This window comes from Shinella sp. HZN7 (assembly GCF_001652565.1).
Taxonomy (GTDB): Bacteria; Pseudomonadota; Alphaproteobacteria; order Rhizobiales; family Rhizobiaceae; genus Shinella; species Shinella granuli.
This window is the reverse complement of the sequence record NZ_CP015736.1, coordinates 2,315,431-2,335,189: the sequence shown is the minus strand read 5'-3', so window position 1 is coordinate 2,335,189 and position 19,759 is coordinate 2,315,431. Positions and strand designations below refer to the sequence as shown.

Annotated in this window: 18 protein-coding genes; 8 read left to right on the top strand and 10 right to left on the bottom strand. The window is 66.0% G+C overall.

Annotated features, from left to right (window positions below):
- The first annotated feature begins 19 nt into the window (after positions 1 to 19).
- The 3 genes from shn_RS11235 to shn_RS11225 are packed head-to-tail and all read left to right on the top strand — an operon-like array spanning position 20 to position 2,656.
- Complete coding sequence (locus shn_RS11235) at positions 20 to 838, top strand: methyltransferase domain-containing protein (protein WP_064332552.1); 819 nt, start codon at positions 20 to 22, stop codon at positions 836 to 838.
- Positions 839 to 879: 41 nt separating this feature from the next.
- A complete protein-coding gene (locus shn_RS11230; RefSeq protein WP_064332551.1) occupies positions 880 to 1,545 on the top strand; it encodes a TetR family transcriptional regulator C-terminal domain-containing protein in 666 nt (221 codons plus the stop codon).
- A 28-nt stretch (positions 1,546 to 1,573) separates the two neighbouring features.
- A complete protein-coding gene (locus shn_RS11225) occupies positions 1,574 to 2,656 on the top strand; it encodes an extracellular solute-binding protein (protein ID WP_064330477.1) in 1,083 nt (360 codons plus the stop codon).
- A gap of 168 nt (positions 2,657 to 2,824) precedes the next feature.
- Here the strand turns inward: shn_RS11225 and shn_RS11220 are convergent, their stop codons facing one another.
- From shn_RS11220 to shn_RS11210, 3 genes are read right to left on the bottom strand one after another with little or no spacing between them, the layout of a single operon-like run.
- Positions 2,825 to 3,919: an ABC transporter ATP-binding protein gene (locus shn_RS11220; protein ID WP_064332550.1), complete on the bottom strand. Its 1,095-nt coding sequence runs from the start codon at positions 3,917 to 3,919 to the stop codon at positions 2,825 to 2,827.
- A 30-nt stretch (positions 3,920 to 3,949) separates the two neighbouring features.
- Complete coding sequence (locus tag shn_RS11215) at positions 3,950 to 4,774, bottom strand: ABC transporter permease (protein ID WP_064330476.1); 825 nt, start codon at positions 4,772 to 4,774, stop codon at positions 3,950 to 3,952.
- Positions 4,771 to 5,688 (bottom strand): ABC transporter permease, encoded by a 918-nt coding sequence (locus shn_RS11210; protein WP_064330475.1) that lies wholly within the window; start codon positions 5,686 to 5,688, stop codon positions 4,771 to 4,773. Before shn_RS11210 ends, shn_RS11215 begins: the two co-directional genes overlap by 4 nt.
- 261 nt (positions 5,689 to 5,949) lie before the next feature.
- Between shn_RS11210 and shn_RS11205 the strand changes: the two genes are divergently transcribed.
- On the top strand, positions 5,950 to 7,374 hold the full coding sequence (locus tag shn_RS11205) for an aminotransferase (protein WP_064330474.1): 1,425 nt from the start codon (positions 5,950 to 5,952) through the stop codon (positions 7,372 to 7,374).
- 193 nt (positions 7,375 to 7,567) lie between these two features.
- Here the strand turns inward: shn_RS11205 and shn_RS11200 are convergent, their stop codons facing one another.
- From shn_RS11200 to shn_RS11190, 3 genes are all read right to left on the bottom strand, one after another.
- On the bottom strand, positions 7,568 to 8,764 hold the full coding sequence (locus tag shn_RS11200) for an aromatic ring-hydroxylating dioxygenase subunit alpha (RefSeq protein ID WP_064330473.1): 1,197 nt from the start codon (positions 8,762 to 8,764) through the stop codon (positions 7,568 to 7,570).
- A gap of 164 nt (positions 8,765 to 8,928) precedes the next feature.
- Positions 8,929 to 9,159, bottom strand: a complete 231-nt coding sequence (locus shn_RS11195) for a hypothetical protein (RefSeq protein ID WP_064330472.1) — start codon at positions 9,157 to 9,159, stop codon at positions 8,929 to 8,931.
- Between the two features lie 99 nt (positions 9,160 to 9,258).
- A complete protein-coding gene (locus tag shn_RS11190) occupies positions 9,259 to 10,047 on the bottom strand; it encodes a DUF1194 domain-containing protein (RefSeq protein WP_064332549.1) in 789 nt (262 codons plus the stop codon).
- A 174-nt stretch (positions 10,048 to 10,221) separates the two neighbouring features.
- Here shn_RS11190 and shn_RS11185 point away from each other — a divergent pair, with 174 nt between their 5' ends.
- Positions 10,222 to 11,310 carry a hypothetical protein gene (locus shn_RS11185; protein ID WP_064330471.1) on the top strand — a complete coding sequence of 363 codons (1,089 nt, stop codon included), beginning with the start codon at positions 10,222 to 10,224 and terminating at the stop codon, positions 11,308 to 11,310.
- A 1-nt stretch (position 11,311) separates the two neighbouring features.
- Here shn_RS11185 and shn_RS11180 read toward each other — a convergent pair whose 3' ends face one another.
- Complete coding sequence (locus shn_RS11180; protein WP_064330470.1) at positions 11,312 to 11,920, bottom strand: TetR/AcrR family transcriptional regulator; 609 nt, start codon at positions 11,918 to 11,920, stop codon at positions 11,312 to 11,314.
- A 193-nt stretch (positions 11,921 to 12,113) separates the two neighbouring features.
- Between shn_RS11180 and shn_RS11175 the strand changes: the two genes are divergently transcribed.
- The 3 genes from shn_RS11175 to shn_RS11165 all read left to right on the top strand — a co-directional run bounded on the left by shn_RS11175 (position 12,114) and on the right by shn_RS11165 (position 15,532).
- Positions 12,114 to 12,605, top strand: a complete 492-nt coding sequence (locus tag shn_RS11175; RefSeq protein ID WP_064330469.1) for a DUF1772 domain-containing protein — start codon at positions 12,114 to 12,116, stop codon at positions 12,603 to 12,605.
- 64 nt (positions 12,606 to 12,669) lie between these two features.
- Entirely contained in the window at positions 12,670 to 14,088 is a 1,419-nt protein-coding gene (locus shn_RS11170) for an amidase (protein ID WP_245337387.1), read from the top strand.
- A gap of 253 nt (positions 14,089 to 14,341) precedes the next feature.
- Positions 14,342 to 15,532 (top strand): DUF2778 domain-containing protein, encoded by a 1,191-nt coding sequence (locus shn_RS11165; protein WP_064330467.1) that lies wholly within the window; start codon positions 14,342 to 14,344, stop codon positions 15,530 to 15,532.
- A gap of 210 nt (positions 15,533 to 15,742) precedes the next feature.
- Here shn_RS11165 and shn_RS11160 read toward each other — a convergent pair whose 3' ends face one another.
- From shn_RS11160 to shn_RS11150, 3 genes are all read right to left on the bottom strand, one after another.
- Positions 15,743 to 18,199 (bottom strand): ATP-dependent helicase, encoded by a 2,457-nt coding sequence (locus tag shn_RS11160; RefSeq protein ID WP_064332548.1) that lies wholly within the window; start codon positions 18,197 to 18,199, stop codon positions 15,743 to 15,745.
- Between the two features lie 102 nt (positions 18,200 to 18,301).
- Entirely contained in the window at positions 18,302 to 18,715 is a 414-nt protein-coding gene (locus shn_RS11155) for a carboxymuconolactone decarboxylase family protein (protein WP_064330466.1), read from the bottom strand.
- Positions 18,716 to 18,764: 49 nt separating this feature from the next.
- Positions 18,765 to 19,586, bottom strand: a complete 822-nt coding sequence (locus shn_RS11150; RefSeq protein WP_064330465.1) for a cyclase family protein — start codon at positions 19,584 to 19,586, stop codon at positions 18,765 to 18,767.
- Positions 19,587 to 19,759: the final 173 nt, after the last annotated feature.

The following is a 19,759-nucleotide window of genomic DNA, read 5'->3' as shown; positions in this document are numbered from 1 at the left end:
CCGAAGGGTGACGGAGGCCATGACGGCAACGGGCAGGGACGGTGCGGCGGCGGAGCCGGAATATGACGAGGCGGCGATCCGCTTCCTCGCGGTCCTGTGGGGCGAGGGCTATCTTTCGCCGGGCGGCCCGGCGGAGGTCGACCGTGTCCTTGCGGGCGTCGACCTCAAGGGCCGGCGCGTCCTCGATTTCGGTTGCGGGGCCGGCGGCATCACGCTGCATATCGCAAGGACCCATGGTCCGGCCGAGATCGTCGGCTACGACGTGGAGCAGCCGGTCATCGACCGGGCGCGGGCGGCGGCGGCCAAAGCAGGGCTTTGCGCGCTCGCACGTTTCGTCTCCAGTCCTCCGGGCCGCCTGCCGTTCGACGATAGTGAATTCGACGTCGTCTTCTCCAAGGATGCGATGATCCATGTGCCGGACAAGGAGGCGCTGTTCGCCGAGCTTTTCCGCGTGCTGAAGCCGGGCGGCGTTCTGGCCGCGTCCGACTGGCTGATCGGCCATGACGGCGCGCCGAGCCCGGACATGCAGGACTACATCGCCGCCGAAGGGCTGAGCTTCGGCATGGCCTCGCCGCGCCGCTATCTTGAGGCCATGGCGGCGGCGGGCTTTGCCGATGGCAGGGTGGAGAGCCGCAATGCCTGGTATCGCGAGGTGGCGCGCGGGGAACTGGCGCGGCTGCAAGGGCCGCTCCATGCCGAGGCGGTGGCGGCGGTCGGCGAAGCCTATGTCGCCAAGAACATCCGCACCTGGACGGCCATGCAGAAGGTTCTTGACAGCGGGGAGCATTGTCCGGCTCATCTGCGCGGCGTCAGGCCGGCCGCGGGAGTTCGCCCGTGACCGTGACGATGCGCAATCCCAAAGGCAAGGTGGCGGTGAAGATGCGGGCAGGCGGGGCTGAACAGGGCTCGGGCGACGGCGAGAAGCGGGGGCGCAAGGCCTCCAAGGAGACGCGGCGGCAGCAGCTCGTCGAGGCGACGATCGATTCGCTCGCAAGGCGCGGCTATTCCGACACGACGCTTGCCGACGTCGCCGACGGCGCCGGCCTTTCGCGCGGCATCGTCAACTTCCATTTCGAGAGCAAGGAAAACCTGCTCATCGCCACGCTGCAGTTCATGTCCGAGGAATATGCGGACCACTGGAACGCGGCGCTGGAAAAGGCCGGCCCGAGCGCGGCGAGCCGCGTCTGGGCCCTCGTGCATGCGGATTTCGACCGCAAGATCTGCACCAAGCGCAAGCTTGCCGCCTGGTGCGCCTTCTGGGGCGAGGCCAAGTCGCGGCCGACCTACCAGGCGCTGTGCGGCGCGCGCGACGTGAAGTACCAGGAGACCGTGATCTCGCTCTGCGCCGCGCTGAAGGCGGAGGGCGGCTATGCCTACGAGCCGGAGCCGATGGCGCTCTCGCTCTGCGCCATGCTGGAGGGCCTGTGGCTGCGCCTGATGATGGGCGACGGCACAACGCGGGAAAAGGCGCTGGAGGCGGCCATCGCCTTCGTCGTCGCGATCTTCCCGAAGCATCTCACCTTGCAAGGACCACAATCACAATAGGGAACCCGAAACGGGGAAGGAGTAGGGCATGAAGACTGCACACACGGCCAGGCGCACCACACTGGCGGCATTGGCCGCCTTCCTCGCCCTCGGAACCGCCCTTCCAGCCTTTTCCGCCGATACGCTCACCGTCTTCGACTGGTCCGGCTACGAGGACCCCGCCTTCCACCCCGCCTATACGGAAAAGCACGGCGGCTCGCCGGACTTCTCGTTCTTCGGCGACGAGGAGGAGGCCTTCCAGAAGCTGCGCTCCGGCTTCAAGGCCGATGTCGCGCATCCCTGCGCGCAAAGCATCGTCAAATGGCGCGAGGCCGGGCTGCTGGAGCCGCTCGACACCGCCAGGCTGGCCGCGTGGAACGATATCCTGCCGGCCTTCAAGGACATGAAGAACCTGATGACCTCGGACGACGGAACGGCCTGGTTCCTGCCCTTCGAATGGGGCAACACGGTGCTGACCTACCGCACCGACACGGTGAAGCCGGAAGAAATCGCCTCGCTCAGGGCCTTTGCCGATCCGAAGTTCAAGGATCGCGTCTCGATCGGCGACAATGTCGACGACGCCTATGCGCTGGCGAGCCTTGCCATCGGCGTCAAGGACTGGGCGAGCCTGACGGACGCGCAGTTCGAGGAGGCTTCCGCCTTCCTGCGCGAGGTGCACAAGAACGTGCGGCTCTACTGGACGGACAATACCGACCTCAGCCAGGCGCTGGCGAGCGGCGAGGTCGATCTCGCCTGGGCCTGGAACGAGACGGCGACCACCTTGCAGGCGGAAGATCAGCCCGTCGCCATCAAGAAGGACACCAAGGAGGGGCTTTCCACCTGGGTCTGCGGCTATTCGCGGCTGAAGGGCGGCGAAGGCAGCCCCGACCTTGCCTATGACTACCTCAACGCCGTCACCGATCCGGCCGTCGCCGCCTACATGGTCGAGAGCTGGGGCTACGGCCATTCCAACGTCAAGGGCATGGCCGCGGTCGATGCCGGGGTCCTCGCCGACAAGGGCTATGCGGATGTCGACGCCTTCGTCGCCAACACGCTGTTCCAGGCACCGATCCCGACGGAGTTGCGGCAGAAGATGATCGCGGAGTTCGAGAAGATCAAATCGGGGTATTGAGAGGGGCGGCGGCGGCCCCTCATCCCGCCACAGCCTCCTTCTCCCCGCAAGCGGGGAGAAGGAGGCTGTGGCGATGTCTTCACGTTGATCGAAGGAAAGCCTTGCGGCAATGTCCCTTCTCCCCGCTTGCGGGGAGAAGGTGGCCGGCAGGCCGGATGAGGGGCTAGGTCACACGCGCGTAACCGGCGGATCCTCCGCCAAGAGCACGAACGCCTCCGGATCATAGGCCAGCCGGATCTCCGCGCCGACCGGCAGGTCGTCGGCGCCGAAATTGTTCGTCTCGACCATGGAGAGCGGCTGTTCCAGCCCGTCCACGCCGACCGTCAGATGGGTGACCTCCCCGAAATAGGCGCGGTTCTCGATGCGGCCGGCAAGCTCGTGCGGGGCGCGGTCGTCGTCCCACAGGAGCCGCAGCCGTTCCGGGCGGATGCCGACGGTGACGTGGCCGTTCGTGGCAGCGAAGCCCTGCGGCTTGTCGAGATTGACCGCGCCGAAGCGCGCGGCGTCGACGGAGACGGCGTTGCCCTGTTCTCCCAGCACCTTCGCTTTCAAGAAATTCATGCCGCCGAGGAAATCGGCGACCTTGCGGGTGCGCGGACGCTGGTAGATTTCCTTCGGGCTGGCGATCTGCGCGATGCGGCCGCCGAACATGACGGCGATGCGGTCGGAGAGCGCCAGCGCCTCGTACTGGTCGTGCGTGACGAGGATGAAGGTGATGCCGACGGCCTTCTGCAGCGTGCGCAGCTCCACCTGCATTTCCTCGCGCAGCTTCTTGTCGAGGGCCGAGAGCGGTTCGTCGAGCAGCAGCACCTTCGGCCGCATGACGAGCGCGCGGGCGAGCGCCACGCGCTGGCGCTGGCCGCCGGAGAGTTCATGCGCCTTGCGTTGGCCGAGGCCCGTGAGGCGCACCTGGTCGAGCGCGTCGCCCACTCGCTTCCTCTCGTCCTCTGCCGAAAGCCTCAGCCGTTTCAGGCCGTAGGCGACGTTTTCGGCGACGTCGAGATGGGGAAAGATGGCGTAGTTCTGGAAGACCATGTTGGTCGGGCGCCTGTTCGGCGGCAGCGCGAGGGAGGGCACGCCGTCGATGAAGATCTCGCCCGCCGTCGGCGTCTCGAAGCCGGCAATCGAGCGCAGCAGCGTGGTCTTGCCGCAGCCGGACGGGCCGAGCAGCGAGAAGAACTCGCCTTCGCCGATGGTGAGCGAGACATCGTCGAGCGCCTTGTAGATGCCGTAGAACTTCGACACGTTGGCGATCTCGATCATCGGGCGGTCGGCCATGTCCGGTTCCTCTTCCTAGGGCAGCGTGAAGGCCATCTGCGTGCGGCGTTCGGCCCGGCGGCGCAGGATTTCGGCAAGGGTGAGCATGAGGATGGAGGCGACGAGCATGACGGTGCCGAGCGCCAGCACGCCCGGCAGCTTCGCCGCGAAGCGCAACTGCCCCCAGATATAGACCGGCAGCGTCGGCTCGGTGCCGGAAAGGAAGAAGGCGAGGATGAACTCGTCGAGCGAGATGGTGAAGGTGACGAGCAGGCTGGAAACGATGGCCGGCGCGACGACCGGCAGCGTGACGCGCCGGAAGGTGCCGATGGCGGTCTCACCGAGATCGTAGGAGGCCTCCTCCAGGCTGCGGTCGAACCCCTCGAAGCCGGAGACCAGCACCGACATGGCATAGGGCACGCAGAACACCGTCTGGCCGAGGATGACCGTGATCAGCGACAGTTCGACGCCCATCGCCAGCACGATCATCAAGAGCGAGACGGCGACGATGATCTCCGGCAGGAAGAGCGGCGCCATGATGAGGCCGGCCGCCGCCCTCTGGCCGCGGAAGCGGTAGCGCGTGATGGCGCGGGCGGCGCAAATGCCGAGCACAGTGGAGAGCAGCGAGACGGCGACGCCGACGACGAGGCTGTTCCACGCCGCTTGCAGCATGACCGAATTGCCGGCGAGCGAGGCGTACCACTTGGTGGTGAAGCCGGCGAGGGGGAAGGTGGTCGTCGCCGCATCGTTGAAGGAGAAGACCGGCAGAAGCAGGATCGGCAGGTAGAGGAAGAGGAAATAGAGCGCGACATAGGCCGGCAGGAACGGAAGGACGCGCAGGCGCTGCGTGAGGAGGCTCATCTGATCCTCCTGACGGTGAATTTCAGCGCCAGCACAACGGCCGCCGCCGTCAGCGAGACGAGCACCATGGTCGTGACGGAGAGGGCGGCGCCGAGCGGCCAGTTGGCGGCCTTGCCGAACTGCGCCTGGATGGCGGTCGCGATCATCACGCCGTCCTTGCCGCCGACGAGGCGCGGCGTGACATAGTCGCCGACGGTCGGGATCATCACGATCAGGAAGGCGGAGATGATGCCGGGCAGCGAGAGCGGCAGGGTGATGCGCAGGAAAGCCTTCAGGCGGCTGTCGCCGAGATCGCGCGCCGCCTCGATCAGCGTGCGGTCGATCTTCTGCAGCGAGACGTAGATCGGCAGGATGGCGAAGGCCGCCCAGCTATGCACCAGCGTGATGACGACGGCGTTGGAATTGTAGAGCAGCGAGGTCAGCGGCTTGTCGATCAGGCCCATCGAGATGAGGCCGGTGTTCATGACGCCGCCATAGCCGAGGATGACCTTCCACGACATGACGCGCAAAAGGTAGCTCGTCCAGCAGGGCACGGTGACGAGGAAGAGCCAGAGGTTCTTGTGCACCCCGCCATGGAAGGAGATGAACCAGGCGATCGGATAGGAGAAGACGACGGTGACGATGCTGACCGTCAGCGAGATCCACAGCGAGCGGATGAAGAGGTCACGATAGATCGGCTCGGTGAGGGCCTGCCGGTAGTTTTCCAGCGTGAAGGTGCGGTCGATGTCGAGATAGTCCTGGGTCCAGAAACTGTAGGCAATGACGATGAGGACCGGGAGGAAGAGCAGCGCCAGCGCATAGAGGAAGGTCGGCGAGATCAGGGCGAGGCCGCGGGCCTCCTCGCTGCGCATCCAGGCCTTGCGCCTCCCGGAGGAGGGCGTGTCGGCAAGCGCGCCGAACGCCGCCGCCGTCATCGGCCGTACCTCCTGCCGCGACAACTCTCATGGAGCGTGAGATTTCCCGTTCCCATGCGCTTGCGCCTTTTCGGCCTCTGCGTGCTCGTTTTTGGGCACGCTGCTGTTCCCTGATGGACAGCATGCGCCGAAATCCCCGTTGAAATCAAGCCCTGTTTCTGCAATATTGATTGAACGAACATTCAATATGATTGGGAAAACCAAAATCTTTCATATCGTTGTTCCGAGATTCTTTCTGGTAAATAATCGATGGAGAGGGACATGGCGGCAATTCCGAAGACGGCGAACGAGGACCTGCGTGCCGACGAGGCGGCCGGCGACGAACTCACCCGGCTGGCCGAGCGCCACCTGGTGCAGCCCTGGCCGGTTTCCGGCTCCATCGGCGCGGAAGCGCGCGGGCGCATCGAGGCGGGCGAGGGCATCTATGTGACCGACGCCGCCGGTCGCCGCCTGATCGACGGGCCTGCCGGCATGTGGTGCGTCAATGCGGGGCATCGCAACAGGCAACTGGCCGACGTCATGGCTGCGCAGGCGATGGAGCTCTCCTACAATTCGCCCTGGTACACGACCAACACGCCGTCCGCCGTGCTCTCCGCCCGCCTTGCCGAACATGCGCCCGACGGGATCGATCACGTCTTCTACACGACCGGCGGCTCGTCGGCGGTCGAGACGGCGCTGCGCTTCATGCAGTTCGCCAACAATGTGAAGGGCCGTCCGGAGAAGAAGCTGATCGTCTCGCGCCAGGGCGGCTATCACGGCTCGACATACCTCTCCGCCTCGCTCAACGGCCGGCCGCGCGATCATGACTGGATGGACAGCGCCGCCGATCTCGTCGTCAAGCTCTCCTGCCCCGATCCGTTCCGTCGGCCGGAGGGCATGAGCGTCGAGGCCTTCTGCGATTTCCTCGTCGAGGAGTTCCGCGCGGTCATCGAGGAGAGGGGGGCGGAACATATCGGCGCCTTCATCGCCGAGCCGGTCATGGCGTCCGGCGGGGTCATCGTGCCGCCCGCCGGTTACCTCAAGCGCATGCACGCGCTCTGCCGCGCCAACGACATCCTCTTCATCGCCGACGAGGTGGTGACCGCCTTCGGCCGCCTTGGCCATGTCTTCGCCTCGCAGGACGTCTTCGGCATCGACCCGGACATGATCACCTTCGCCAAGGGCGTGACGTCGGGCTATTTCCCGCTCGGCGGGGTGATGATCGCCGGGCGCCTCTTCGAGGAACTGCGCCGTTCGAACCATTCGGAGGCGATGTTCGCGCATGGCCTCACCTATTCCAGCCATCCGGTCGGCTGCGCGGTGGCGCTGAAGAATCTCGACATCCTGGAGGACGGGCTACTCGACCATGCGCGCACCGTCACCGATCATTTCCAGGCGAGCCTGAAGGCGCTGGAGGAGCTGCCGCTGGTCGGCGAGGTGCGCGGCCTCGGGCTGATGGCCTGCGTGGAATGCGTCGCCGACCGCGTCAGCAAGAACCCGCTGACGCTTGATCTGGAAGTCGGCAAGCGCATCGACCGGCATTGCCAGGACCTCGGCCTGCTGGTGCGCCCGCTCATCAACATGTGCGTGATGTCGCCGCCGCTCACCATTTCGCTGGAACAGATCGACGACATGGCATCGATCCTGCGTCGTGGCATCGAGCTGACGATGGACGACTTGACGCGCGAAGGGCTCTGGAAGGGCTGAGGCTCTTCGCGTTGGGCCTGCCGTGTGATGTGGGTCCTCGGGTCAAGCCCGAGGATGACGGGGAGGAGGCTCCCACCCGTCAAGCGGTGCAGCATATGGCCATGTCGCTTTTGCCCGCCGTGCTTCTCTTCCATCGTCATCCTCGGGCTTGACCCGAGGATCCGCGCGGCACCCACGGCCCTGCCGGAGAAGCCTAGCCTTGCCGCAGCCCGGCATTGACCTCCGCCATCGCCTTCTCCTCCGGCGCGTCCTTCAGCGTCACCACCGGCAGCACCTTGCGCAGATGGTCGTGATGGGTGCGCACGCCGTATTCGAGGTCGGAGAGGTAGAAGCCGGCAAAGGCGTTGGAGGTCATCGCCTCGTTCGACCAGACGGTGAGCTGCACGTCCTCGGCCTGGGTGTCGCGGTCGATGCGGAAGGCGAGGTAGCGGGCGAGGCGGTGGGCGCGCTCCTCCTGCCGGTAACGGTAGATGCCGCCGCGCAGCAGCGTGCGGCCGACGCCGAGCGGGAATTCCTGGTAGAACTGCACGGTCTCCGGCGTGACGGCGATGACGGCGTTCGGGAACAGGCCGAAATAGATCCAGGCCTTGCGCAGCCGCTCCGGCAGCGCATGGTTCTCCGGCGAGATCTTCACATAGTTGCGCACGCTCCAGCGCCGGCCGGCATGCGGGTTGTAGGTGGCGAAGGAGCGGCAGAGGCCGTCGACGAAGGGCTCGTCGTAGTAGGTCGAGCCGTAGAGGTCCTGCAGGGCGGGATGCGCCATGGCGACGTGGTAGCCCTCGTTGTCGACATCGCGCACGGATTTCCAGTTGACGGGCGTCTCCTGGGTCCAGATCTCGCCCGCCGGGATCATCTCCTCGGTGCGGTAATGCGCCAGCTCCTCTTCGAAGGGCTTCATCAGCTCGGCGACGGAAGGCTGCGGGCCGGGCGCGAAGCGGATGAAGACGAAGCCTTGCCAGACCTCGCATTCCAGCGCCTTCAGCGCGAACTCGTTCTTGTCGAGCGGCGGGAAGCTGCGGGGGCGCGCGGCGCCGCGCAGCGTGCCGTCGAGATTGTAGACCCAGCCGTGGAAGGGACAGACCAGTGCGTTGCGGCAACTGCCCTTCTCGTCGGCGACGAGACGCGAGCCGCGATGGCGGCAGATGTTGTGGAAGGCACGCACCGCGCCGTCCTGCCCGCGCAGGACGAGCGCGCGCTCGCCGACGACGTCCATGGCGAGGTAGTTGCCGGGCTCGGGAATGTCGGAGACATGGCAGGCGATCTGCCAGTGCTCGCGGAAGACATGCTGCTTCTCCAATTCGAGGAGGGCGGGGCTGTGATAACACCAGCCGGGAAGTCCGCTCCTGTCCCAGTCGTTCGGAACGCTGATATCGCGGATCATCTCGTTCATGTCGCTCCCCTGTCTTTTGCTGAACGTTCATTCAATATAAGCACGATTTCCGTTCAAAAGGAATAGGTTGCGAACGCCGTGTGTTTTCACAATGGCAAAACCCCGGCCGCGAGGCGGCCGGGGCAGGGCGGATTCTCCGCGGAAAACCGCGCCGGTGCCGGTGCTTAACGGCAGACCTTCACGCGCTTGTAGACGACGTGTCCCCACTTGTTGTAGCGCTTGACCTTCTTCCAGAAGCAATGGCGGTGATGGCCGTAGTAGTGGCTGACATAGCCGTGGTGATGGCCGCCCCAGCCATGGCCGAAGCCGATATAGAAGCCGCCGGCCTGCGAGGGGGCGGCAAAGGACACCGCTGCGACGGTCGCGACAACGGCGGACATGATGAACTTGCGCATTTCAGTCTCCTCTCTACCAGTCAATGGACGAACCATTTCATCCAGCAGGGGGACTGTCGCATGGGGGATCGGGCGGCGCTGTTTCGGTTGGAACAGGGCTCAGCGGTCGAGTTCCGGATAGAAGCGCTCCATGTAGCTGGGCCTCAGCTTTTCGCCGATCAGGCAATCGGCCGGCCCTCCGGCGGCCGGAATGATGCGGGCAGGCGGCTCGATGCCGCTGACTTCGAGGATCAGCTTGCGGCGGATGGCGATGGCGAAATCCTCCGGCTCCTGCACCGGCAGCACGAAGGCGCCGGGGCCGCCGATGACGCAGTTGGCATAGTAGTCGTCGAGCGAGCCATAGGCGGCGGAGGGGCGGATCATGATGGCAAGGCCGTTGATGATTATGCCGAGCGCGGTCGCCGCGTCGCGCGCCGGCGTCACCGGCGGGCCGAAATTGTTCGGGCCGTCGCCGGATACATCGATGACGCGGCGCAGGCCGGTATAGCCGTTGGCATCGAAGAGTTGCGCGCCATAGGCGATGGCGCCTGATATCGACGTGCCGCGCCGCGTGGCGATCGGGCGGGCTTCGAGCTGGGCGGCGAAGGCGTCGGCGTCCTCCGGGCCGGAGATGAGCTGCCAGGGCACGAGGGAATTGTCGCGGATCGTGCCGGCCCATTCGAAATAGCTGATGGCGATGCGGCCGGTCAGCCCGTCGCGCACGGCATTGATGAAGTCGGGGTGGCGCAGGGCATCGACGTAGCCGGCGCGCTGCACCTGCGCCTCCTCAAGGTCCATGGAGCCGGAGACGTCGACCGCCAGCACCAGTTCCACATCCACCTCAACGTCCCCGGCGGCGAGTTCCGCGCCGGGCATCAGGCTCATCAGCAAGGCAAGCGTTGTCAGCATGGCCGTCACCCATCCGTGCATCCGGGGTTTGGAAATGTATCACGACCGGCGGAGGGAAAGGGCATGCGCTCTTCAAAAATCGGTGATGACAGGCGAATAGCCGCCGGGCTGCAGCCGTCTTCCGCTGGTTCCCGCCGCATGCGGGTGGACCGGGGGCTGAGAAAGCGGATCGACATGGTTTTCAGGGATATTCTTGCCACTTTGCGCAACAGGATGTTCGGCCGGGCGAGCGCGGCGCCGCAGGAACTCCTGTCGCCGGAGGAGCGGCTGGTGCGCGACTACGACCTCTATCTCGTCGATCTCCACGACGAGATGCCGGCCCTCGTGCCGCAGCGCGACGCCCTGCGCGCGGCCTGGCGCAACGGCGATTTCGAGGCCTATCAGCGGGCCTTCGAGGCGGCGCGGGCGAGCGGCGTCATCACGGAAAGCGGCCGGCCGCTCTATTCGCTGGTCAAGGAATGGTTCCTCGAACCGTTCCTGGAGTTGCCGGACGACGAGGCGGCGGCGCATGTCGCCGGGCTGGAACCCTTCCGGGCCTTCTTCGAGCGCAGCCCGTCGGCCTTTTCCGCCGCGACCTATGCCGATGCCCTGCGCGTGGCGGCCTTCGTGCAGCGCGGCACTGCCTATGGGCACCTCGTGCGGGCGGAGCAGTGGCAGAGCTGCGAGGCGTTGCTGAAGGCGGCGGACGACGTGCTCGACAGCCAGGTCGACCCGGACAATTTCTGCTGGCGGATGAGCGACTACCGCCGCTCGGCCAATGACGGCGATTTCGAGACATTCGCGGCGCGCTTCGAGCAGGCCTGGCGGCTCGATCGCTACAATATCGACCTCTGTCGCGCGCATGCCCGCATGATCATGCCGCGCTGGCTGGGGCGCGATGCGCAGGATCTCGAAAACTTCGCCCGCCGGGCGGCGGCACTGACGCAGGATCGTTTCGGCCTCGGCTTCTACGCGCTGATCCAGCAGGCCAACACCGAGGTCGGCGACCACGCGCTTGCCGATACGCTCTGCGATCCGGACATGGCGAAACAGGGTTTCGAGGACCTCCTGTCGCGCTTTCCCGCGCCGAGCGTGATGAACCTTTATGCCGACATGCTGGAATGGATGGGCGACATCAAGGCGCTGGCGGATCTGCTCCAAACCCGCTTCCGCGTGATGGTGCCGCAGATCTGGTACGGCGATACGCGCAGCGACAAGATCGCCTATCTCTTCGCCACGCTGCTCGAGGCGGCCGAGGTGCTGGAGGCGCGGCGCGCCCGATAGGCTACAGCGCCGTCAGCTCCCGGATCGCCATGCGCTTGTAGGCCTCGACCAGCCTGTCGCCCTCCGCCCGGTCGACCGAGACGGCAAGGCGCATCGTCGCCTCGCCGAGATGCATGACGAGGAGGGCGTTCGCCTCGATCCGGGCGGCATCGGCCTTGGGGCGCAACATCCGCAGCCGGGCGGCGAGCAGGGCACCGTTGCGGCGGCTCTCCTCCGCCTCCATGGCCCGCAGCGCCCCGTCCGCCTGCACGGCGGACCAGATGTCGCGGATGACCGGTTCGGCGAGGAAGAGCGCGTAATAGGTGTCGATCAGGCTGCCGAAGGCGTCGGCAAGCGCCTCCATGCTGCCGACGGCGGCAAGGCCTTCGGCGATGCAGGCGCGGCTTTCCGCATTGCAGCGTTCGGCAAGCGCGTGCACCACGGCGCTCTTGTCGGGAAAATACTGGTAGAGCGAGCCGATCGAGATGCCCGTGCGCTGGGCGAGCTCGCTCATGCGCAGGGCGTCGCTGCCCGCCTGCGCGATCATGTCCGTCGCATTGGCGAGGATGGCGTCCACCCGTTCGCGGCTGCGTTTCTGGGTCGGTGCGCGGCGGGTCTGCGGTTCGGCCATCGGTCTTTCCGAGAGGACTTTCGATTGGTCTTGACAAATACGAGGATTCCTCACATTTTGCAAATATGAGGATTGCTCATATTTTTGGGCGGCAATGACAGGGCGGTGATGCCGCGTGTGGCCGGCCGACCGCCACGCGATTTTTCGAAGTTCGCCCGTGATGCGGACGAAACGGCTTCCGGAGGACCCGACCATGGCAAGCGCCTTTCCTATCCTGACCTTCCTTTCCATTCTCGCCGCGGCGCTGAATGCCGGGCTGTTCTTCATCTTCTCGGTCTGCATCATGGCGGCCTTTGCCCGTCTTTCGCCTGCGGAAGGGGCGGCGGCGATGAACGCCATCAATGCCGTCATCCAGAACCCCTGGTTCTTCTCGGCCTTCTTCGGCGGGGCGTTGCTGTCGCTGGTGCTGGCGGTCCTCGGCTTCCTGCAGGGCGGAGCCGGCGGTCTGCTGGCCGCGGCGGGCGGTGTCGTCTTCCTTGTCGCCGTCATCGGCGTGACCGTTGTCTTCAACGTGCCGCTCAACGATGCGCTCGCCGCCGCACCCGCCGGCAGCCCTGAACAGGCGGCCCTCTGGCAGCGTTATCTCGGCGTCTGGACGATGTGGAACCACGTGCGCACGGTCGGCTCGCTCGCTGCCGTCGGTTTCTTCGCGCTCGCCTTCCGCCAGGGCGTCCCGCCTGGCTAGGACCGGGCTGGCGCTCCTTCCTTCCGCCTGCTAGCTCTGTTCCAGACGAATGCCGGAGCCGACCTTGCAGGACATCACCGACCTTTCCGCCCTTGCCCTTTCCGCCGCCATCGCCGAGCGCCGGCTCGACTGCCGCAGCGTCATGGCGGCCTATCTTTCCCGCATCGAGGCGATCAACCCGCGCCTCAACGCCCTTGTCAGCCTGCGCCCGGCCGATGTGCTGCTGGCCGAGGCGGAGGCGGCGGACCGGGCGCTCGCGGCGGGGGACCGTCACGGCTGGCTGCACGGCATGCCCTTCGCGGTGAAGGACCTTTCCGAGGCGAAGGGCATCCTCTGCTCCTTCGGTTCGGCCAATTATGCGGATTTCGTGCCCGACTACGACGACATCCATGTCGAGCGCATCCGTGCCGCCGGCGCCATCGTCATCGGCAAGACCAATGCGCCGGAAATGGGCCTCGGCTCGCACACCTACAACCCGGTCTTCGGCGTCACGCGCAATCCCTACGATACCGGCAGGAGCGCCGGCGGCTCCTCGGGCGGCGCGGCGGCGGGGCTGGCGGCGCGGCTGCTGCCGGTCGCCGATGGCAGCGACATGATGGGCTCGCTGCGCAATCCCGCCGGCTTCAACAATGTCGTCGGCTTCCGCCCGTCCTTCGGCCGGGTGCCCTCGCTCAACACCGAGCTCTTCCTCGGCCAGCTCGCCGTCAACGGCCCGATGGGGCGCAGCGTCGCCGATGTCGCTGCCCTCCTGGCGACGCAATCCGGCCACGATCCGCGCGACCCGCTGTCGCTTCCCGACGAAGGCCTCGCGTTCGATGCCGACCGCGATCTCTCCGGTGCCCGCATCGGCTGGCTCGGTGATTTCGGCGGCTACCTTCCCTTCGAGCCCGGCGTGCTGGAGCTTTGCCGCGCCTCGCTCGACGTCTTCCGGCGGCTTGGATGCCGCGTGGAGGAGGTGCCGCCGGGCTTCGACATGGCGCGGCTCTGGCAGACCTGGCGCACGTTGCGCCATTTCCTCGTCGCCAACGGCCAGGCGGCCGACTATGCCGATCCGGACCGGCGCGCGCGCATGAAGCCGGAGATGATCTGGGAAATCGAGAACGGCCAGAACCTCTCGGCGGCGGAGGTCTATGCCGCCTCGCTCGGCCGCAGCGACTGGCTGCGCCACGTCTCCGGCCTCTTCGAACGCTACGATTTCCTCATCCTGCCCACCGCCCAGGTCTTCCCTTTCGAGGCCGAACTCGACTGGCCGAAGGCGATCGCGGGACGGGCGATGGACACCTATCATCGCTGGATGGAGGTGGTCATCGGGCCGACGCTGGCCGGCCTTCCCGTCGCTGCCATGCCGGCCGGTTTCGGGGCGGGGGGATTGCCCGCCGGCATCCAGATCATCGGCCGTCCGCGGGCTGACAGCGGCGTGCTGGCGGTCGCCGCGCGCTACGAAACGGCGACCGACTGGCTCGCCCGGCATCCCCAGTTCTAGGGATACGGGGGCTTTCGACACGCCAGCGCCGCATTCTCGTGACAGGCAGCCTTGCCGGATGTTGAGGACCTGCCGGCGGACTCCTTCAAAAACGCGAGGCGCCGTTTAGGAATTGCTTACCATATTTCGTCATTCTTTGCTTGTTCGGCAGAAGCCCGGGACGCGTGATCCCGCCGCCTGCCGCAAGCGTAACGGCTTCCGGAGCGTGTTTTCCGCGGCCGCGTCGAGTAACGAGTATCGGGTAACGAGTATCATGGCGTCTGTATACGGTTCCGCGCGTTCCGCGTCCAAATCCCGTCGGGGTCGTTCCGGGGGTATCCTTCTTAGCACAATCCTTGCCTGCGGCGTCATCGCCGGCTCCGTCTGGGCCGTCGTCTCGACGCTCGGCGCGATGCAGGGGGCGGCGTCGACGCTCTCCGAGGGCAGCAAGACCCTTGCCGGCTCGCTGCACGAAAAGCCCGCTACCACGGAGAGGCTTGCCGAGCGCGTGGTGAAGGTCGCAAAATTCTCGCGGCTTTCGCAGCCCTCGGACAGCGAGATCCGCCAGAAGCAGTTGACCGCCGAGGCGATCCAGATCGCGCACCAGCGCCGCATCTCCGTCCAGCTCGCCTCCGCCGTCAAGCGCGAGAAGGCCAAGGCCGCGATGATCGAGGCGGCCATCGCCCGTGCCGAGCGCTCCGTCGAGGACGAGAAGCGGATCACCGGCCAGCCGACCATGGTGACCGCGCTGGTCGAGGACGTTTCGGCCCGCAAGGACATCCAGCCCTTCGGCCTCGTCATGCAGAAGCCGGAGGAAGAGGAGGAAAATCTTCTCAGCGTGATCCCGCTGCCGGAAGCAAAACCCGCGCTGGAGACGGTCGCCATCGAAAAGCCGGTGGTCGAGGAAAAGCCTGTCGCGCGCAGCCGGCGCGAGAAGGCGAAGGACAAGGAAGACGTCGCCCTCGTCAAGCCCGAGCGCTCGCTGTTCGGCGATCTCTTCAAGGGCAAGGGCGGCAGCAGCACCGGCTGGCCGGGCCGCGGCACGAAGGTGGCGATCTACGACGTCTCCAACGCGACGGTCTACATGCCCGACGGCACGAAGCTGCGCGCCCATTCCGGCATCGGCAAGATGCGCGACAATCCGCGCTATGAGCACGTCAAGATGAACGGCCCGACCCCGGCCGGCATCTATCGCCTGAAGATGCGCGAGCGGCGCTTCCACGGCGTCGAGGCGATCCGCATGACCTCGATCGACGGGCGGGACCCGAAGAACCGCACGGGCCTTCTGACGCACACCAACCTGCTGCGCGGCCAGAAGGGCTCGCATGGCTGCGTGGCCTTCCAGAACTACGAGCCGTTCCTTAACGCCTTCAAGCGCGGCCATGTCACGATGATGGTCGTGGTCCCTGAACTGCCGTCCTCGCGCACCCAGCTTGCCGCGCTCTATCGAAAGGCCGGCGCCTGATTGCTCTCATCCTCGGCGGTGGCCCCCTCTGCCCTGCCGGGCATCTCCCCCTCAAGGGGGGAGATTGGATGGAGGACCGTTTCGTCAAATCAAGACGTTGCTGATCGAGCAAGGTTTTCGCGTCTTGCCGATCTCCCCCCTTGAGGGGGAGATGCCCGGCAGGGCAGAGGGGGGTGTACCGGACACGCTAATAATCAGATGCCGCCGGTATCAGGCTCGCTCGACAAAGCCGTCCAGCACGCGCTTCTGGCCGGCGCGGTCGAAATCGATGGTCAGCTTGTTGCCCTCGATCGCCGCCACGTTGCCGTTGCCGAACTTGATGTGGAAGACCCGGTCGCCGACCGCAAATTTCGACGGCTCGCTCACGGTCGATTTCGCCACGAGCTCGCCGTCGATGGTTTTTGCCCGCGGGCCGCTTTCCCCATAGCCGATGCGCTCGACGGCGTGGCCGGAGCGTGAGCCCCAGTTGTCGCGCGTCGCGTCGGTGCGGTTTGCCTGGGCACGCCGCCAGCCGGGCGTCGAATAGGCGTTCTGGAAGGGCTCCTGCTTGTCGAAGCGGGACTGGCCGTAGCCGCCGCGGCCGTAACCGCCATAGGATTGCTCCACCTCCGCCACCTCGACATGGGCTTCCGGCAGTTCGTCGAGGAAGCGCGAGGGCAGGGTCGTCTGCCAGAGACCGTGGATGCGACGGTTCGAGACGAACCAGATATGGCAGCGTCGCTTGGCCCGCGTGATGCCGACATAGGCGAGGCGGCGTTCTTCTTCCAGGCCCGAGCGGCCGCCCTCGTCGAGCGAGCGCTGGTGCGGGAACAGGCCTTCCTCCCAGCCGGGCAGGAAGACGGTCTCGAATTCGAGGCCCTTGGCCGAATGGAGCGTCATGATCGAGACGGCGTCGAGATTCTCGTTCTGCTCGGCATCCATGACGAGCGAGACATGTTCGAGGAAACCGCGCATCGATTCGAAGGCTTCCATCGAGCGGATGAGTTCCTTGAGGTTTTCGAGGCGGCCGGGCGCCTCCGCCGACTTGTCGGCCTGCCACATGGCGGTGTAGCCGCTCTCGTCGAGGATCTGCTCGGCAAGCTCGGTGTGCGGCATGGTCTCCAGCAGCGACTGCCAGCGGCGGAAATCGGTGACGACGTCGAAGAGGGCCTTGCGCGCCTTCGGCTTCAGTTCGTCCGTCTCGATGATGTCGGCCGCGGCGGCGAGCATGGGGATGTCGCGGGCGCGGGCATAGTCGTGCAGGTTGCGGATCGTCGTGTCGCCGAGGCCGCGCTTCGGCGTGTTGACGATGCGCTCGAAGGCGAGGTCGTCGGCCGGCTGGCTGACCAGGCGGAAATAGGCCATCGCGTCGCGGATCTCGAGCCGCTCGTAGAAGCGCGGGCCGCCGATGACGCGGTAGTTGAGCCCGAGCGTGACGAAACGGTCTTCGAATTCGCGCATCTGGAAGGAGGCGCGCACGAGGATCGCCATGTCGTTCAGCTTGTGCGCCTTGCGCTGGAGCTGCTCGATCTCCTCGCCGACGGCGCGGGCCTCTTCCTCCGAATCCCAGGCGGCGTGCACCACGACCTTGTCGTCGTCGGGATCGTGCCGGTCGGTAAAGAGCGTCTTGCCGAGACGATCCTCGTTATGGGCGATCAGGTGGCCGGCGGCGCCGAGGATATGGGCGGTGGAGCGGTAGTTGCGCTCCAGCTTGATGACCTTGGCGCCCGGGAAATCCTTCTCGAAGCGCAGGATGTTGTCCACCTCCGCGCCGCGCCAGCCGTAGATCGACTGGTCGTCGTCGCCGACGCAGCAGACGTTCTGCGGCGTGCCCTTCGGCCGCTGGGCGAGAAGACGCAGCCACATGTACTGCGCGGTGTTGGTGTCCTGGTATTCGTCGACGAGGATGTAGCGGAATTTCTGGTGGTATTCGGCGAGCACATCCGGATTGGCGCGGAACAGGCGGATCGGGTGCAGCAGGAGGTCGCCGAAATCGCAGGCGTTCAGCGTCTTCAGGCGGTTCTGGTAGGCGACGTAGAGTTCGCGGCCCTTGCCGTTGGCGAAGGCGCGCGCGTCGCCTTCCGGGATCTGCGCCGGGTCGAGGCCCTTGTTCTTCCAGGTGTCGATCATGCCGGCGAACTGCTTGGCCGGCCAGCGCTTGTCGTCGATGCCCTCGGCCTGGATGATCTGCTTGATCAGCCGCACCACGTCGTCGGTGTCGAGGATGGAGAAATCCGACCTGAGGCCGACGAGTTCGGCATGGCGGCGTAAAAGCTTGACGCCGATGGAATGGAAGGTGCCGAGCCAGGGCATGCCCTCGACGGCGCCGCCGACGAGGAGGCCGATGCGCTCCTTCATCTCGCGCGCGGCCTTGTTGGTGAAGGTCACGGCCAGCATCTGGCTGGGGAAGGCGCGGCCGGTGGCGAGGATATGGGCGATGCGGGTGGTGAGCACGCGCGTCTTGCCGGTGCCGGCGCCGGCGAGCACCAGCACGGGGCCGTCGAGCGTTTCCACCGCCTCGCGCTGCTCGGGGTTGAGGCCGGAGAGATAATCCGGCGCCCGGTGCGCATCGCGCGCCGCCATGGCGCGCGCGGCGATGCCGCCCGTCGGCTTGGCCGGCGCCGCGGGCTTGCCGGCCAGTTGCGGGTCCTCGTCGAAGAAGGGAATGTCGTCGTAACCGCTGATCATGCGGCTCAATGTAGTGATTCGGTCCCGAAAGGCCAGTTTTCCGTTCTGCTTTTATTCCGCGGGGAAAAAGATTGGCCGGAAGATTGTGGAAAGCGGCGCCGTTCAGGGCTTTCGGCGGTCGGCGTCGAAGACGTCGTCCACGGGCACCTGCAGGGCGGTGGCGAGCTGGTTCGTCTTGCCGGCGAGCGAGACGATGGCGAGCAGCTCGGCATGGTGCGCATCCGTCATGCCCTTGGCTTTCGCGGCGGCGGTGTGGGAATGGACGCAGTAGCTGCAGCCGTTCGTCACCGAGACGGCGATGTAGAGCATTTCCTTGACCAGCGGATCGAGCGCCGAGGGCGTCGCCATGACGGCCTTCACCTCCGCCCAGGTGCGCTCCAGTAGCGCCGGGTCGAAGGCGAGGTAGCGCCACATATTGTTGACGAAGTCCGATTTGCGGGTGGCGCGGATGTCGTCGAACACCGCCTTGACGCGCGGGTCGGCTTCCAGATCGTCGGCGGGCTTGACGGTGCTCATGGTTCCTCCGGGAGAAGGGCCGGCGGCGGAACCGCCGGCCGGATGGGGATCAGGCCAGCGCGATGACGCGGGTCGGGCCGCCCGTGCCGCCGCGCACCTTGGGCGCGCCGACGATGAGGGTCGCGCCCCTGGCCGGAAGCTGATCCAGATTGGCGGCCGCCTCAAGCCCCCAATGGCCGGAGGCAAGCCAGGAATAGTGCGTCGCGAAATCCGGGGAAATGCCGTAGTCGAGCGAAAGCGTATCGACGGCGATGCCGACCGCGCTCGAATTTTCCGCGAGGTATTGCACCGCTTCGACATGGAAGCCGGGGAAGTGCATCTTGCCCTCGCCATCGGCATTGCGGAACTTGTCTGTGCCGAGATGCTTGTCCCAGCCGGACAGCAGCGCGACGCAGGCCCTTTCCGGCAGCTCGCCATTGGCCGCGATCCAGGCCTTGATGTCGTCCGGCGTCAGTTGCGCATCGGCATTGGCGGCGGCCTTTTCCCTGATATCGATGACGGCGAGCGGCACGACGAGATCGGAGACCGGGATTTCCGCCACCGATTTGCCGTCCTCGGAGAAATGCAGCGGTGCGTCGAGATGGGTGCCGGTATGCTCGTTCACGCGCAGTTCGAAGAGATTGAACTTGTGTTCCTTGTAGTTGAACTTCTGCTCGCGCCAGAACTGCTGCTCTCCGAAAAAGGTCGGAAATTCCTCGTAGAGTTCATGGGTGAGGTCCGTTGCCTTCGTCGGCGCCTGGGCGAGCGCCGGGCTGAGCGCGCCGGAACTTGCGGCGGCGACCGTGGCAGCGCCCGCTGCGGCGGCGCGGAAAAAGCTCCTCCTCGAAAGCATGCGGTTCTTGACGGTATCGATGACACAGGCGTCACACATGGAATTCCCCCTGTCGTTCAATGCGTTGATGAAAGAATACTGAAATAGGGCTCGGCCGCTGTGGCCGGGAAAAAGCTATCACAAGTGGAGGAAGCGTCCAGTCATGCGCATGCTCGCAGAAGGGGCGGCGAGGGAAGATTTCTCCGCCTTTTCTTACATTTCGGTAACAGAGC

Coding starts and splice junctions, on each gene's coding strand:
- shn_RS11185 (WP_064330471.1), top strand. CDS start 10,222: ATGGTTTTCAGGGATATTCTTGCCACTTTGCGCAACAGGATGTTCGGC.
- shn_RS11220 (WP_064332550.1), bottom strand. CDS start 3,919: ATGATCGAGATCGCCAACGTGTCGAAGTTCTACGGCATCTACAAGGCG.
- shn_RS11210 (WP_064330475.1), bottom strand. CDS start 5,688: ATGACGGCGGCGGCGTTCGGCGCGCTTGCCGACACGCCCTCCTCCGGG.
- shn_RS11215 (WP_064330476.1), bottom strand. CDS start 4,774: ATGAGCCTCCTCACGCAGCGCCTGCGCGTCCTTCCGTTCCTGCCGGCC.
- shn_RS11190 (WP_064332549.1), bottom strand. CDS start 10,047: ATGCTGACAACGCTTGCCTTGCTGATGAGCCTGATGCCCGGCGCGGAA.
- shn_RS11200 (WP_064330473.1), bottom strand. CDS start 8,764: ATGAACGAGATGATCCGCGATATCAGCGTTCCGAACGACTGGGACAGG.
- shn_RS11150 (WP_064330465.1), bottom strand. CDS start 19,586: ATGTGTGACGCCTGTGTCATCGATACCGTCAAGAACCGCATGCTTTCG.
- shn_RS11165 (WP_064330467.1), top strand. CDS start 14,342: ATGGCGTCTGTATACGGTTCCGCGCGTTCCGCGTCCAAATCCCGTCGG.
- shn_RS11205 (WP_064330474.1), top strand. CDS start 5,950: ATGGCGGCAATTCCGAAGACGGCGAACGAGGACCTGCGTGCCGACGAG.
- shn_RS11155 (WP_064330466.1), bottom strand. CDS start 18,715: ATGAGCACCGTCAAGCCCGCCGACGATCTGGAAGCCGACCCGCGCGTC.
- shn_RS11160 (WP_064332548.1), bottom strand. CDS start 18,199: ATGATCAGCGGTTACGACGACATTCCCTTCTTCGACGAGGACCCGCAA.
- shn_RS11175 (WP_064330469.1), top strand. CDS start 12,114: ATGGCAAGCGCCTTTCCTATCCTGACCTTCCTTTCCATTCTCGCCGCG.
- shn_RS11230 (WP_064332551.1), top strand. CDS start 880: ATGCGGGCAGGCGGGGCTGAACAGGGCTCGGGCGACGGCGAGAAGCGG.
- shn_RS11235 (WP_064332552.1), top strand. CDS start 20: ATGACGGCAACGGGCAGGGACGGTGCGGCGGCGGAGCCGGAATATGAC.
- shn_RS11225 (WP_064330477.1), top strand. CDS start 1,574: ATGAAGACTGCACACACGGCCAGGCGCACCACACTGGCGGCATTGGCC.
- shn_RS11195 (WP_064330472.1), bottom strand. CDS start 9,159: ATGCGCAAGTTCATCATGTCCGCCGTTGTCGCGACCGTCGCAGCGGTG.
- shn_RS11180 (WP_064330470.1), bottom strand. CDS start 11,920: ATGGCCGAACCGCAGACCCGCCGCGCACCGACCCAGAAACGCAGCCGC.